Annotated in this window: 10 protein-coding genes, 1 tRNA gene and 3 pseudogenes; 9 read left to right on the forward strand and 5 right to left on the reverse strand. The window is 48.7% G+C overall.

The features are described 5' to 3' along the window. The first annotated feature begins 422 nt into the window (after positions 1–422). The 3 genes and pseudogenes from AAIR21_RS26685 to AAIR21_RS26695 all read left to right on the forward strand — a co-directional run bounded on the left by AAIR21_RS26685 (position 423) and on the right by AAIR21_RS26695 (position 2,625). Positions 423–629 (forward strand): annotated as a pseudogene (locus AAIR21_RS26685) (hypothetical protein). 211 nt (positions 630–840) lie between these two features. Next, positions 841–1,356 (forward strand): DUF2165 family protein, encoded by a 516-nt coding sequence (locus AAIR21_RS26690; RefSeq protein ID WP_333168983.1) that lies wholly within the window; start codon positions 841–843, stop codon positions 1,354–1,356. 121 nt (positions 1,357–1,477) lie between these two features. Continuing rightward, positions 1,478–2,625, forward strand: a protein-coding gene (locus tag AAIR21_RS26695) for an IS3 family transposase (protein ID WP_410389640.1) whose coding sequence is annotated in 2 segments (ribosomal slippage) — positions 1,478–1,715 and positions 1,715–2,625 — 1,149 coding nt in all. Because the reading frame shifts where the segments join, the coding sequence is not laid out codon by codon here. 833 nt (positions 2,626–3,458) lie between these two features. Here AAIR21_RS26695 and AAIR21_RS26700 read toward each other — a convergent pair. After that, a pseudogene (locus AAIR21_RS26700) lies at positions 3,459–4,551 on the reverse strand (IS3 family transposase). Positions 4,552–5,043: 492 nt separating this feature from the next. Further along, a tRNA-Gly gene (locus AAIR21_RS26705) sits at positions 5,044–5,122 on the reverse strand. 873 nt (positions 5,123–5,995) lie between these two features. On the opposite strand from AAIR21_RS26705, the gene AAIR21_RS26710 reads away from it, so the two are divergent. From AAIR21_RS26710 to AAIR21_RS26720, 3 genes are all read left to right on the forward strand, one after another. Next, complete coding sequence (locus AAIR21_RS26710) at positions 5,996–6,199, forward strand: hypothetical protein (protein WP_422701764.1); 204 nt, start codon at positions 5,996–5,998, stop codon at positions 6,197–6,199. Positions 6,200–6,202: 3 nt separating this feature from the next. Further along, the gene (locus AAIR21_RS26715) at positions 6,203–6,493 is read left to right on the forward strand and encodes an outer membrane beta-barrel protein (protein WP_422701766.1); all 291 of its coding nucleotides are present in this window, start codon (positions 6,203–6,205) and stop codon (positions 6,491–6,493) included. 1,479 nt (positions 6,494–7,972) lie between these two features. Then, a complete protein-coding gene (locus tag AAIR21_RS26720; protein WP_422701767.1) occupies positions 7,973–8,206 on the forward strand; it encodes a DUF2165 family protein in 234 nt (77 codons plus the stop codon). A gap of 297 nt (positions 8,207–8,503) precedes the next feature. Here the strand turns inward: AAIR21_RS26720 and AAIR21_RS26725 are convergent. Beyond that, a pseudogene (locus AAIR21_RS26725) lies at positions 8,504–9,052 on the reverse strand (tyrosine-type recombinase/integrase); the annotation flags it as partial. 499 nt (positions 9,053–9,551) lie between these two features. On the opposite strand from AAIR21_RS26725, the gene AAIR21_RS26730 reads away from it, so the two are divergent. Beyond that, positions 9,552–9,764, forward strand: coding sequence for a hypothetical protein (locus tag AAIR21_RS26730; RefSeq protein ID WP_080964448.1), 213 nt, complete (start codon positions 9,552–9,554; stop codon positions 9,762–9,764). A 67-nt stretch (positions 9,765–9,831) separates the two neighbouring features. On the opposite strand, the gene AAIR21_RS26735 is transcribed toward AAIR21_RS26730, so the two are convergent. Both AAIR21_RS26735 and AAIR21_RS26740 read right to left on the reverse strand, forming a co-directional pair. After that, positions 9,832–11,628 carry a penicillin-binding protein activator gene (locus AAIR21_RS26735; RefSeq protein ID WP_047356292.1) on the reverse strand — a complete coding sequence of 599 codons (1,797 nt, stop codon included), beginning with the start codon at positions 11,626–11,628 and terminating at the stop codon, positions 9,832–9,834. Positions 11,629–11,689: 61 nt separating this feature from the next. After that, positions 11,690–12,019, reverse strand: a complete 330-nt coding sequence (locus AAIR21_RS26740) for a hypothetical protein (protein ID WP_333168982.1) — start codon at positions 12,017–12,019, stop codon at positions 11,690–11,692. A gap of 378 nt (positions 12,020–12,397) precedes the next feature. On the opposite strand from AAIR21_RS26740, the gene AAIR21_RS26745 reads away from it, so the two are divergent. Together AAIR21_RS26745 and AAIR21_RS26750 are read left to right on the forward strand one after the other, a co-directional pair. Then, positions 12,398–12,628, forward strand: a complete 231-nt coding sequence (locus AAIR21_RS26745; RefSeq protein WP_333168981.1) for a lysozyme inhibitor LprI family protein — start codon at positions 12,398–12,400, stop codon at positions 12,626–12,628. Between the two features lie 355 nt (positions 12,629–12,983). Next, positions 12,984–13,481: an outer membrane beta-barrel protein gene (locus AAIR21_RS26750; protein ID WP_047356289.1), complete on the forward strand. Its 498-nt coding sequence runs from the start codon at positions 12,984–12,986 to the stop codon at positions 13,479–13,481. Positions 13,482–13,858: the final 377 nt, after the last annotated feature.

Here is a 13,858-nt window from a genome sequence, read left to right on the forward strand (position 1 = left end):
GGTGACCTACTGATTACAAGTCAGTTGCTCTGCCTGCTGAGCTAAGTCGGCGCGGACAGGATGATGGAAACGGGGAAGTGAGTGTGGCAACCCTTCATTAACTCCTGGTTACCTTATTAATCAAAAGTTAACATCTCGTCTGGAAGTACATAATAATTGCTAATCCTGTCGATGATCTGGCCCGTCAGGATGTTTAGATAATAAAAAACCACTGGAGCGGGGCATATAAATTTGAGGCACTTCTTCCAACCAACTACCCGAGGCTAACTGGAATTTAGCGAGGTGCTATTAGATGAGCGCTGAACCCAAAGGTCATTCTTTTTTCCAAAAAAAAGCGTCCATTCAAAAATAGGCTTTTACGTTACTCCGAAAGCCCATTATAGTTGACTGAAAAACCCGTGGCGATTCAAGGCATTCCGTATATGAAACTTCATAATGGTCCAGTTCAGTGTTCTTACTGTGGTTGTCTGAGTGCTTACTATGAAATTGATCGCATAGGAGAACTACGGGAAAAGGCTTCCAGAGGATTGGGCGAGCCTTAGTGGAAAGAGCTACTACAATCACATAAAAAGAGAGCATTTTGCCTCATGCGCCATAAAACGATAGCGCTATCCAAAGACCATAAATAGGAAGGTGGCGCAGCACCCAGAGCCCGCGAGCACTGGGCCGGGTTCGGGATCTCTCCCAAACAAAGCGTATATTCCTAACGGGAATCATGCAAGTCAATATGTTTATAATTAATATTAATGAATTTTGAAAATTTATCTCGTTGTATAGCCTTGACAGTTGGGGGCTTCCATTGATTTTTTAATGATCCTAAAACTTGTTTAAGGTAACGAGATGAATGAACTCAAAGTGTCACGTTTGGTTTGTCTGATCATGGCGCTGTTTCCCGCGCTATGGGGTATTTTCAGCTTTATGAATAATGTTGGTGATTTTTCCGATACTGCCCAGAATGCTGTGGGAACAATGTTGTCTATGAAGGATACCTATAACCTTCCAAGGCAAATGTGGAGGGCAATAAACTTACCTGACGCTCCATATATAGGATTGGCTGTTATTACTTCAATGGAGACACTGGCAGGTATTTTCGCTTCTGTTGGTTTGATTTTAATGCTCAAGAACTTTGCGAAACCGTACCAACAATTCTCATTAGGGAAAGCGTGGGCTATGCTCGGTGCTGCTTGCGCAATTCTAGTATGGGGTATTGGTTTCATGGTGGTTGCCGGTGACTGGTTCATGGCTTGGGAAGCGAAAGAAAACCCACTTTCCACGCAATTGGGTGCATTGCTTTATATGTTACCCAACACGCTTGCGCTGATAGTTTTTCTAAGTCACAAAGAATCAAGTAATTAATCAGAAATGAATATTGCCACTTTATACTGAATAGCGCAGATAGGGTGGCATATTCTGGTGAATCGCCATGGGTTTAACAGACACCTCAGAGTCATTTAAGATGACTTAAAGAGAGGTGCCCATGAGCGGTAAGCGTTATCCTGAAGAGTTTAAAATTGAAGCAGTCAAACAGGTTGTTGATCGTGGTCATTCTGTTTCCAGCGTTGCAACACGTCTCGATATCACCACCCACAGCCTTTACGCCTGGATAAAGAAGTACGGTCCGGATTCTTCCGCTAATAATGCACAGTCGGATGCTCAGGCCGAGATCCGCCGTCTCCAGAAAGAGCTGAAGCGGGTTACCGACGAACGGGACATATTAAAAAAAGCCGCGGCGTACTTCGCAAAGCTGTCCGACTGAGGTACGCCTTTATCCGCGACAACAGCCGTTGCTGGCCTGTTCGTTTGCTCTGTCGGGTTCTGGATGTGCATCCGAGTGGATTTTATTTCTGGCTTCAGCAGCCACATTCACAGCGTCACCAGGCAGACCAGATGCTGACCGGGCAGATCAAACAGCTCTGGCTTGAGTCTGGCTGCGTCTATGGTTATCGCAAGATCCATCTCGATCTGCGTGATACCGGGCAACAGTGCGGAGTGAACCGGGTCTGGCGGCTGATGAAACGTGCCGGAATAAAAGCTCAGGTTGGGTACCGTAGCCCACGGGCACGTAAAGGCGAAGCCAGCATCGTGTCGCCCAACAGGCTCCAGCGACAGTTCAATCCGGATGCTCCGGATGAGCGTTGGGTAACGGACATAACCTACATCAGGACCCACGAAGGCTGGCTGTATCTGGCCGTGGTTGTTGAGCTGTTCTCACGTAAGGTTATCGGCTGGTCAATGCAACCCCGTATGACAAAAGAGATTGTCCTGAACGCATTACTTATGGCGGTGTGGAGGCGTAATCCTCAAAAACAGGTATTGGTTCACTCTGATCAGGGCAGTCAGTACACGAGCCATGAGTGGCAGTCGTTCCTGAAATCACACGGTCTGGAAGGCAGCATGAGTCGTCGCGGTAACTGCCACGACAATGCGGTTGCGGAAAGCTTTTTCCAGCTACTGAAACGCGAACGGATTAAGAAAAAGATCTACGGAACGAGAGACGAAGCCAGAAGCGATATTTTTGATTACATCGAAATGTTTTATAACAGTAAGCGTCGGCATGGTTCGAGCGAGCAGATGCCACCGGCTGAATATGAAAACCTATATTATCAACGACTCAGAAGTGTCTAAATTATCCGTGGCGATTCATGGATCGCGGGTAATTTAGTTTCGAGCAAACCCGTCGTCCGCGTTCTCACTCGTTACCTGCAGAATCTCTTCAATCAATGCCTTGTTTCCTATGGTACCGGTGCGTAACGATAGTCCATCCGTAATTGCCAGGCGAACGATGGAATTTGATGATCATCCGGTCATGCAGTCTATTTTTTGCGCATGCAGTGGAAAAAAACCTCCCCAAAACGATTATCATCTGATTGATTTATCATGATTTATGTTGGACTTTTCTTGTGTACGTTTACATCAGTAAATATACTTTATTACATTTTTTATAATGGAAAATATTGGGAATGCTTAATCTATATCCTTACCAGATAAGAAAAAGACCGCGCATAAACGCAGCCGCTGAAAGTGATTTTATGTAAAGACGCTGTACTTGCATTATCACCCATTATCACTTTATCGGGTGTTGATAATTTACATACCAAACCAACAGAGGTGATGGCTCATGATAACCCTGCCTGAGATAATACTCATGACTGCATTTTTCTACGGGCTTGGGATTGCCGTTCACCTGCTGATGCAGAAAATCAAAGACTGACAGATAGTAATGCGCCTGAGCTGTAATTGACGCTTGTGCCTAGAGTCTGAACAACCAGATACGAGAAAGCCCACGTGTTATGGAGTGAGCTGTTTATTAAAATCTAATTTTAAAACTGGCTCTTTCGTAGAACTATCATGGTTATTTTTTTGTCAGTACCGACGCGGGGGAGATTTACTCTCGATTGGAAAGTTTTAACCATTCGAGAATGCTGTATGCCCTTGACCTGCCCCCTGTATTAAACACATTAGTCGGTTTGTTTTCCTACATTTTTTCCATTTCGCCAGCCCGCTGCAAACTCCGCTGGCGTCAGATAATTAAGTGAGGAATGAGGACGACACTCGCTATAGTCCTGCCGCCAGTTGTTAATGATTTTTTTGGCGTGACCAATATCGCTGAACCAGTGCTCATTCAGACACTCATCTCGAAATCGACCATTAACGCTTTAGATAAACCCGTTCTGTGTCGGCTTGCCCGGCTGAATAAGCCGAAGCTCAACGCCATGCTCAAAGGCCCACTGGTCCAGTGCCCGGCAGATAAATCTGGTCTTTGATCTGTTCTGATCGTTGCCGGATAGCCACGATATAACGCAATACTGTCCAGAATACATGTGACCTGAATTCCTGATATATAGCGAAGGCAGCAGTGACTGTCAGGCATTCCTTCGTGAAATCATCGACGCAGGTCAGGCACGTGATCCTGCGTCCGGTAGCCAGTGCGTCCATGACGAAATCCATCGACCAAGTCAGATTAGGAGCAATGGAAGACGTTCTGTTGCCATTCTTTTACAACGTCATCTGCGCTTAACTCCTGGGCAGCCGAGATGATAAAGGCGGTACACGCGCTTGTGATTAACATGCAGGCCTTCTCGTCGCAGTTGCTGCCATATACGGCGGTAACCGAAACGCCGGCGCTCAGCTGAGTGATGCGTCCGGATAAATACGCATCAGCCGCCGGACGCTGTACTTCATAGCGCCAAGTCGACAGGGACAAACCAGCCAGCCTGCAGGCCCAACGTTGCGACAGATCCGTCGCTTCACACTTCACTACAACAGCTTCCCGCTTGTGGTCTGTCGTCAGTACTTTCGGCCCAACGCCACCTGTAATGCTTCCTTATCCAGCATGGCTTCTGCAGGAAACTTCTTGAGACGAGCGTTCTCTTCTTCAGGCGATTTAAGGCGTTTTACTTCAGGGACGTCCATACCACCAAACTTCTTACGCCAAGTGAAAGAGGTTGCGTCAGAAATTGCATGCTTACGCCAAAGCTCACGGGCGGAAATGCCAGCCTCGGCCTCGCGGAGAATATTAATGATCTGTTCGTCAAAAAAACGCTTCTTCATGGGGATGTCCTCACGTTGCTAATGAAGACATTACTAACATCGTGGTGACTTAATCAATGGGGAGCAGCTCACCCTGACAAGAGAATTCGGAGTGAATCTGTCTGCCATTGATGGTTACCAAGTGAAAACTATCACTTCCCGTATGAATAGGTTCTGATTTTGCTAACGTGGAAACCGTTACCAGCATTCCTCCAAGTAAAAACATAATTTACAGAGCATTTTTTTCTCTTCTACAAAACATATGTGGTGTCGCAGTGCGGAGTGCCTCTCCATGAGCCGTTGGTCAGTCACCGTGACTCGCATATCAATCAATCTTGGGACGTACTTACTGTTTATGCCCCTACGCATAGTGGGATTCACCGCAACAGTAAAGCGCACTGACCGCACACCGCCTGTACTGGAGAACCTGAGGTTACCATAGTCAGTGCGCTTTACTGTTCGCCCTCCCGTCACTCCGGGTTAATCCTTCATCGCAGACAGGAAGGCATGTTCTGGAGCGGTCAGCGGGAATCGAACCGAACCGAACCTTCAGCCAGGAAGGCTGAGGTAACAGCCATTATACGATGACCGCTTAATTGGTAGTGTGGTGCCGGGTGCCTCCCGGTGAGCCTTTGATCAGCAACCATGACTAGCTAACGGATGTCCCAAACCACGCAGATAACGGTTTGTTTTTGCTGTTTACGCCCCATCGCACAGGGGGATTCATCACAACAAGGAAACGCACTGTCCCATCGTGCCCAACGCCTGGGATTCATCCATGCGGTGCGTTTTCTTGTTGAATGAAATGGTGCCGACTACAGGAATCGAACTGGTGACCTACTGATTACAAGTCAGTTGCTCTGCTTGCTGAGCTAAGTCGTCTCGAATGGGATAATGGAAAAGGGATATACCTGCTGCCAAGTCCTTATTAACTATTTGTTGCAAAAAATACTAAATGGAGAAAAAAGTCCTTCTCAAAAACCGATCATCAATAGTGGTGAACGGAAAGTCTGAAACGAACTGCAGAATCACATGGCAATAAATCGCCAGCCCGATACTGAAACAGGTGAACAGAATCAGAATTGGCCATTTCCTTTTCAACTAGCCTCCCGGGGCAAAGCACATACAACATGCCATTAGCCGCAACGGGAGGTAATTCGTAGCAAGTAATTTTATGAGAGATGATGGAAAAAAAACGCGCAAAGGTAGGCTTCAAAAGGCGGTGATATCACGCGTGTAAAATCATAACTAAGAAGAAAACTAATCCGTTTTATTCATAAAAACAAGACTTAATATCTAAATCCCACAAAAAAACGATGCATATCTCGCGATACGTTATCAATCGGGCCTTTCCTCACGGCCCGTACACGGTGAATAGCCTAGAACTTCTGGACAAACCGTGGCTCCCGTGTCCATTCCTAATTTGTTAATAAGGGTAATCCACTGGTGGATAAGGATAAGGATAATGAAAAAATTGATACTCACCCTGCCTCTTCTGGCAGGTTTTGGTGCCGTACATCCGGTGGCAGCCGCACTGGACGGCAACGATATTTTATCCCTAGGCTACGCCCAGCAGCATAGCGACCGCGCGGGAACCTTGCACGGTTTTCGCCTAGGTGATAACCATGCCTTTGCTAATAACTGGGGGCTTAATAATTCCGTTTCCTAGGCCATGAACAGTGGCGGTAATCACGGCAATGCCGATCTCGTCTCCCTGCTCACCGGACCCTCCTACCAGATTAACGACTTGCTGGGCCTATACGCCCAGGCGGGGCCCACGTTCTTCCATCAGAATACTTTGGGCACTAAGTGGGGTTATGGCTATGGCACCGGACTCCAGATTACGCCGCGAGCAGATATAAACATTACCGTTGGATATGAAGGTTCAGACTTCAGCAGCGATCACAACAGCGGCAGCTTGGACGCCAACGGCTGGAATCTCGGGGTAGGTTACCGATTCTGATGGGGACGTAAACATTATACCCGAAGCCCGTTGTCTGTAAGTGCTGGCTTCGGGACTATTAATACTGCCGGATAAAACAAGTACCCGGAATAATGTCTTTAGCCAATATTCATCAGCACACGACAGAATAGTGACCATGTTACACGATCTTTTTATTGCAGGTGTTGTTGGATTGTTTATTTTACTGATGGTAATTTCTGTTTTCTTTTTGCTTATAAGTCTGGGTAAATAACCCAGCAAAGACGCAATCCTGCCGGTGGGTTTTAGACATCACGCATAAGATATCCGGTGCAAGATAATGGAGGACGGGTCAATGCGATAAATATATTCGACCTCATCTACTGTCTGTTTCAGATGCTCTCTGTCATGGCGAATGTGAACTTCGTCATTTATTAAACGAATTCAGTGACGACTCCATATAAGATATGTTATCAGGAGAAAGTATTGTCCATTATCTAAAACTGAAAATCGCGGGATTCCGACGCCAAGTTCATCGATTGCGGTCAATGAAAAATTTTGGCCGATACAAACCTGAATCAGCGGTCGAATGGAAACGGTATCATTAAGTCCTGAAAAAAATCACAAAGAGCATTAAAAAGAACGATAACATAATTGAACATCCCCAGCATTACTCAGCGCGTATATTAACTGGCACACCCACAATCATAAACATTACAACAAGGCAATGTTACTGCGTTAGTGAGCATGATGGTGGCTGGATGCCCCTCCCTTTAACGAAATTTACGTCAGACAAGGAAAGTTACTATTTCTGTTGAGATATGAAAAAACATACAGTTAATGGTGTCTGATCGGCCGCCATAAGTTTAAAGTGTGGCAAAAGGGATGGACACGTCGACAGCGAAATCAACTATAACGAATAGCTATCTTTTAAAGGTTCGGTAATGTCGCTGATATCCGATCGCAGAGCCTTTCTGACGTCCAGAATGCAGAAATTTTCTTGAATCCCGTGTGCCGGAACCTGAGAAATCCTACTTTTTTTTTGCACGACTGTAAGTCATTGTAATACAAATATGAAAATGGCTAGTGTTGGCAACGTCGACTCTCTTGAAGGAATGACACCTCAATATGGAACACCAAAGATGACTTAATTAATCAATACTGATCTATTTTTTTACTGGCTGAATGCTCCAACCTCCGTTGGTATAAAAATATTATTCTTTACTTTAATCACTGTTTATGAGCTGCAATGCCGAAGCAGAAATAAACTAGAATTCATTTTATGAGGAGTGCTGGAGTGATATTTTTACAAGAATAACGAAAAGGTGTACTGCCATTTTCAGTAGGGGCTTCTGGTCACTATGGATAACATTCTTGATACGGAACAAACTGGCCGTTCGTTCAACACGCCCTATCGATGGACAGTATGGAACATTAGTTTACCGGCAGCAATATTAGCATCCGTGCCATCACTTCGCCATTCTGGCAGCATGATGGATATACCGCTATTATTATCGAATTATTTTTAACCGATGTGCTGTATTCTCTCGATGGACTGGATCTGTTGCATGGGGCATGCAGAACCACATCCAACACAATTACCACTGGCAAAAATTATTTATTATCGTTTGTGTTCCAGCCGTATTAGTCTGGTACACTGGTTTTGCTGTCACTGGCGGAGAATATCTAGCCATGTGGGCAAACCAGTGGAATGATCAGGCTAATATTTATACGTTCGTCATTTTATTCTCTTGATTTTAATCTATATCACCTTGCAGGAAACTGAGTAATACTCCTTGGTAATTAGAACCAAAGTGGCCTCCTACAAGTGATCAAATTGCCACTTCATTTTTGTTAAACTGATATGACGGACTCAGTTCTGTACCTGGTCGGAGCTTGTAAATTTCTTAACCCTGATGTTTTAAAGGAGAACACTCGTCGCGCTTCGCGGCATAATATGGTCAGTGCGGAAAGACTCTTTGGCCGATTCGCGCAGGCTAAATCCCCCCCACCTCCCTCGTATTGCTCATTCTCATCACTTACCACAGCCAGGCGTTGTTTTTTCCATGTCTGTGCGAAGCGAGCAGCATTACCTGCAGTATAATGCACTGTGTGACGAATATTCCGATGCCCCAAATAATCCTGAATGAGCCGCGTATCCATCCCCTGCTCAGCCAGCTCGTAACCGCAGGCGTGGCGTAGCATATGGGGATGGACTCGAATAGCCAGTCCGGCTAATAACCCATACTGCCGAAATTGTTTATACATGTACTGGCGTGAAATGTGTTTCCCCCTGGAATTGGGGAAAAGCCATCCTTCTTCCGAGTATGGGACTCGACTCATCCATAACGTTAATAGCTTTCGTTCTTCGGGCAAAAGCGGATGAATGGTGCTGAAACCATTTTTTAGACGCCTGATGTAAATGCTTCCCCCAACCAGATCGATATCCCTTATCGTCAGCCCGAGTAGTTCACTTATCCTGAGCCCATGATAAAAACACATCAATATCATACACCTGTCTCGAAACCCATTTTTTACCCCTTCCGTCGCCCCCAATATTTTTTCTGTTTCATGCTGTGTCAGATAGAGTCTCGCTTTCAAAGTAATCCCCTGCTGTGAATAAAGAGAAACCAACAAAATATGTTAACAAAACATTTCCCATTGTTATCAAATTTATAGCAAGAGGTTCTAGTAAAAATTCGTATATTTTTGTTAATTGTGAAGTAGGCTTAAAAAAAATGAAGAAAAACAAGTAAACGGGAGATAACTATGCATACGCATACAAACATTCCACCTATCTGCGACACCCGACTGAGTAAGTTCGTGGACAGCATATGTTGGTCATCATTTAGCCACTCCCGCTGACATAACATCAAGCACTCCTGGAGCTCATTATCATTATACTCTTAGGGCTGATAAATCGTACTAATCAGAGAAATAAAACACATCAGCACAAGGCATAAGCATTACAATCCACGAGAAAATATCTGCACCACGGTCTTAAATTCGAGATACCACAAACTTTATGTAGATGGGTGATGTAGCCCCCTGAAACACCAGACAGTAGCTGTATCTCCAGATAAGAGATAGGCTTGAATATATGTCTAACACTAACGCCAATTTTGAGATGACCGGGATCCTGTTAGGGCAAAAAGCCCGTAAACGTAAGACTCCTCAGGAGAAGATCGCCATTATCCAGCAGACGATGGAGCCGGGCATGAATGTTTCCCATGTCGCTCGCCTGTGCGTATTCCGCTCTGTTCGATCATGTTTTCGCGTGGAACGTCGGTCAGCGATTCGCCTGAAAACATGATCGACTGCGCGGCGAAACAACGTCATGAGGCCGGAAACCGTAGTGGAATATGCACACAAACCGGCATTTACTCCACCGGCACAATCTGCCCTTTCTGGTAACGAAACCAGGGCAGTTCACGGTTAATCACACAGTCCGGTGATGCACTCAGTTCACCGGTATTCCCCTTCAGCGTAAAGCCAGGGGTCTGGCGCAGCTGTGCATAGTGATTTGCCAGTGTCCAGGCATCCGCTCCCATGGCGAACAGGCGGGCCAGGAAATAGTCACTGCCCGTGGCGTTAAGTGCCAGTTGCTTCAGTCCCGGATTGCCGTCTGCCAGACCCGGAATATCACTGAACTGCAGGCCTTCCATGTCCAGGCGATAATCCTGCCCGGCGCTACCGCTGATGCTGCGGGAGCTGGCATACAGCATCGCGCCGGACTGACTGCCGTTCCGTTGTGCAATCATCGGTTTGATATACCCCATTTCTTCCGGCGTGGCGATGATATACACAGCATCCACCAGTCCCCGGCGATAGCCTTCCGTCCCCTTGCGCGAGACAGTAACCGGAGCCCCAGCCAGTGTGATACCGCTGTTCACACCCACCTTCAGTTTCGCCAGGGAGCCAAAACGCTGTTCCTGCACGACACCACCGTCCTGTTTCTGCCATTCGTCAGCAAAAGCCCGGGCCACGCGTTCGCTGATTTCGCTGCCAGGGAGCAGTAACAGCGGATAGTGTTTACCCTGCGTACGGATATGGCGCGCCGCACTGCGGGCCTCATCTTCCGGCGAGAGCGAAAAATAGCAGATGTTATCCCGTTTCAAAGGGGTCTCTGGCAGATTCAGCGCCAGCACATTCAGCGCCGGGTTGCTGCCGGGCAGTTCCTCCACGTGATTTTTTAACAGCGGCCCCACAATCAGCGTGGCGCCGTCCTGTTGTGCCTGCGTCAGCAGCTGTGACACTGTCCTAGTTGCGGTATCATAGAGCATCAGTTCGGATACTTCGCCGGACGCGGACAGGGCCACTTTCCTTTCTGCCTCAAAGCCCTGCTGAATCGCCCGACCAAAGCGGGCCGCCGGACCGCTCAGGGGGAGCATCAGAGCAACCTTACGCACCGATGCAGGACGAAAACTCATGTCGTTTACCAGTGCAGTGGGCAACAGCCTGGCCGCCGGATGCTGCGGCCAGCGTGTCTGCCATGCGCTGACGGCTGCTTTCAGTCTGTCTGGCGTATCACGGTCATCAGACCAGGCGTGGCGGAGCGCCAGCCAGCCCCGAAGTGATTTGTCATCAGCAGCCGTCTGTACTGCATCAGCCTGCGCCGGAGACATAGCGGTAAGCACCTGCCAGGTCCCGTCGATGTTTCGTTGCTTCTCCTGCGTGGTGGTCAGCAACGGTGCCTGAGCCATCAGCATCCGCAGAAGTGTCATGGAGGGGTGACCCTGCTGAACGGTGACCATGCCCTGCCAGTAACGCGCAGCCTGGCTCCCCTTAAGGCCAGCCGGACTGATATTCGCCAGCCGCGTCCGAGCACCTGCGACATCACCCTGCGCCAGCTTCAGCTCCGCGGCCAGCAGTGACTGCTCCTGTTTCTGGGTATCATCCATTTTCGGTGACAACTGACTGAAGAGGTCGCCGGCCTGCTGGTTTTGACCTTCCCTGAGCAATGCGCGAATGGCAAGTAACTGCCAGCTGGTTTTGCTGCTGCCCTCACTGTGCTGCATTCGCAGCAGGGCCTGCGCGGAGTCAGTCTGCACCGGACTTTCCAGAAGCGCAGCGCTCTGGTCTGCGGGGCGAACGGCACAGCCGGTGAAAAACAGCACCGCAGCAATAAGCGGAATACCGTATAACGTTTTTATACCTGGAAAATCAGATGAACGCATACCAGGCTCCTCCCTGTTATTGTTTTCATTCAACAGAACATCCGGGCCATGCGGGGCCGGCTCATATCGCATGGTCAAATAACGGTGCGATGGCGGCCATCAGCAACTCGCGGGTCAGCACCTTCCCTTTACCCGGAGTCCTGACATCAGGGCGTATCGCCCGGTCTGCCGTGGATAACAGGTGCCCCGGCATACAAAGCATGTATTTTTCGGTGCGGGGACGGCGACGGGGATTATCAGCCGCCAGCGTGACTTCGCTTTTAAGCTGAATCCCCCCTTTCACGCTGTACAGCGCCTGCGGGGTGAAACCGGCCCGGTTGCGCCCACAGTGAAGCACAAGACCAGGGACGGTATATGCACCAGCCGTTGCGACGGGCCCCCTTTCCCGCACGATAATAGTAACCTCATGCCCCTCCGGTCACACCGCCAGATTATCCGCCAGGCGCTGCATACGCTCACGAAACGTCCCGGTATCCTGCAGCGTCTGCAACTACCGCTGTTCACGGCTGGCACGCTGCCGCCTTCCGGTTGCTGCGTTCACCTCATGCTCCTGCGCAACCGCGCTCAATTCTGCCATTCTCTGTCCCCTTCTGAACCCTTACCGTCAATAACGCGCCTTCCCGGGCCTCATTCCTGCCGGCAGGCTTAACAACGGGGAAAAACGATTGTCCAGCGATATCAACCAGCCCTGAACAGACAGGGTTGACGCCTGCGGTCTCCCGTCAGGACATGTACCCGACAGTCTGTGCTAACTAAAGGAGCGCCAGCCATGGTAATCAGCTCATCTTTCTCTCAGGTCACCTGCATCGCTCTTGCTCTGTTGTTTGTGTTATCCGGCTCCACGGCAGCCGCCAGCTTCGACTGCCGTAACGCCACCGCATCCGATGAAAAGGCCATCTGTGCCGACCGGGAGCTGAGCGAGAAAGATGTCAGGATGACGACAACGTTCGACATGCTGCGGGAGACAGTGCTGATGGGGGGCCGGGGCACTTCAGGATGAACAGTCCGACTGGCTGCAGAAACGCCAGCAGTGCGGCGACAATACCGTCTGCCTGTCGCATCTTTACGATGACCGCATTGATGGACTCAACGACCAGTATCAGCACATCGTGGCGTCACTTAATCGCTGAGGAAAGGATGAAGAAACCCCTAACGTAACGGCAGGATTTTCCGGTTCAAAAACATTATAGCTTTTTGTCTGCTCCGACATTACGCGAACTTCGGGCGTGTCTGCAACGCGCAGCCCGGCGACATGGCCGCAGAAAATGACACCACATCTGGACAAACCATAGCTCCCGTGCCGAATGCTTAATTGTTAATGCATTGTAATACACTGATGAATAAGGATTCGGATAATGAAAAAACTGATGTTTGCCCTGCCGCTGCTGGCAGGTCTCAGCGCCGTACATCCGGCAATGGCCGCAATGGATGGCAGTGATATTGTGTCTCTGAGCTATGCCCAGCAGCACAGTGACCGCGCCGGTACCCTGCACGGTTTTCGTCTGGGGGATAATCATGCCTTTTCGGATAACTGGGGACTGAACACCTCTGGCTCATGGACCATGAGCAGCGGCGGTGACCATGGCAACGCCGACCAGGTCTCCCTGCTGACCGGACCGTCGTATCAGATTAACGACATGCTGGGTCTCTACGCCCAGGTCGGCCCCACTTTCTTCCATGAGGATGTCCTGGGCACCAAATGGGGTTACGGCTATGGTGCCGGATTCCAGATTACACCGCGCGCAGACATCAATATCACCGTAGGCTATGAAGGTGCCAGTTTTGACAGCACCCGCGCCAGTGGCAGCCTGGACAGCAACGGCTGGAACCTCGGCGTGGGCTATCGTTTCTGATGGTGATGTAAATGTGATGCCCGAAGCGGGTTGTCTTAACACGCCCGCTTCGGGCTGAACAGTACAACAAAATGTAAAGCGCCTGCAGTATATAAACCGTATGACACACGATTATTCATCACTGCCCGACAGGATAGCGACCATGTTACATGACCTTTTTATTGCCGGTGTTGTTGGCCTGTTTATTTTACTGATGGTGATTTCTGTTTTCTTTTTACTCATGAGTCTGGGCGAATAACAATATTCATCCCGGACGTAATCCTGATGGTTAGTTTAAAATATTCATCCATTACCCCTCTGACGGAACAAAAAATGAGCAATAACGACCTTGCTAATGCGCTAAATGCAGTCAATTTTGCCCACCAGGTCTTTCAGGA

This window comes from Enterobacter sp. PTB (assembly GCF_051130085.1).
GTDB lineage: Bacteria > Pseudomonadota > Gammaproteobacteria > Enterobacterales > Enterobacteriaceae > Enterobacter > Enterobacter ludwigii.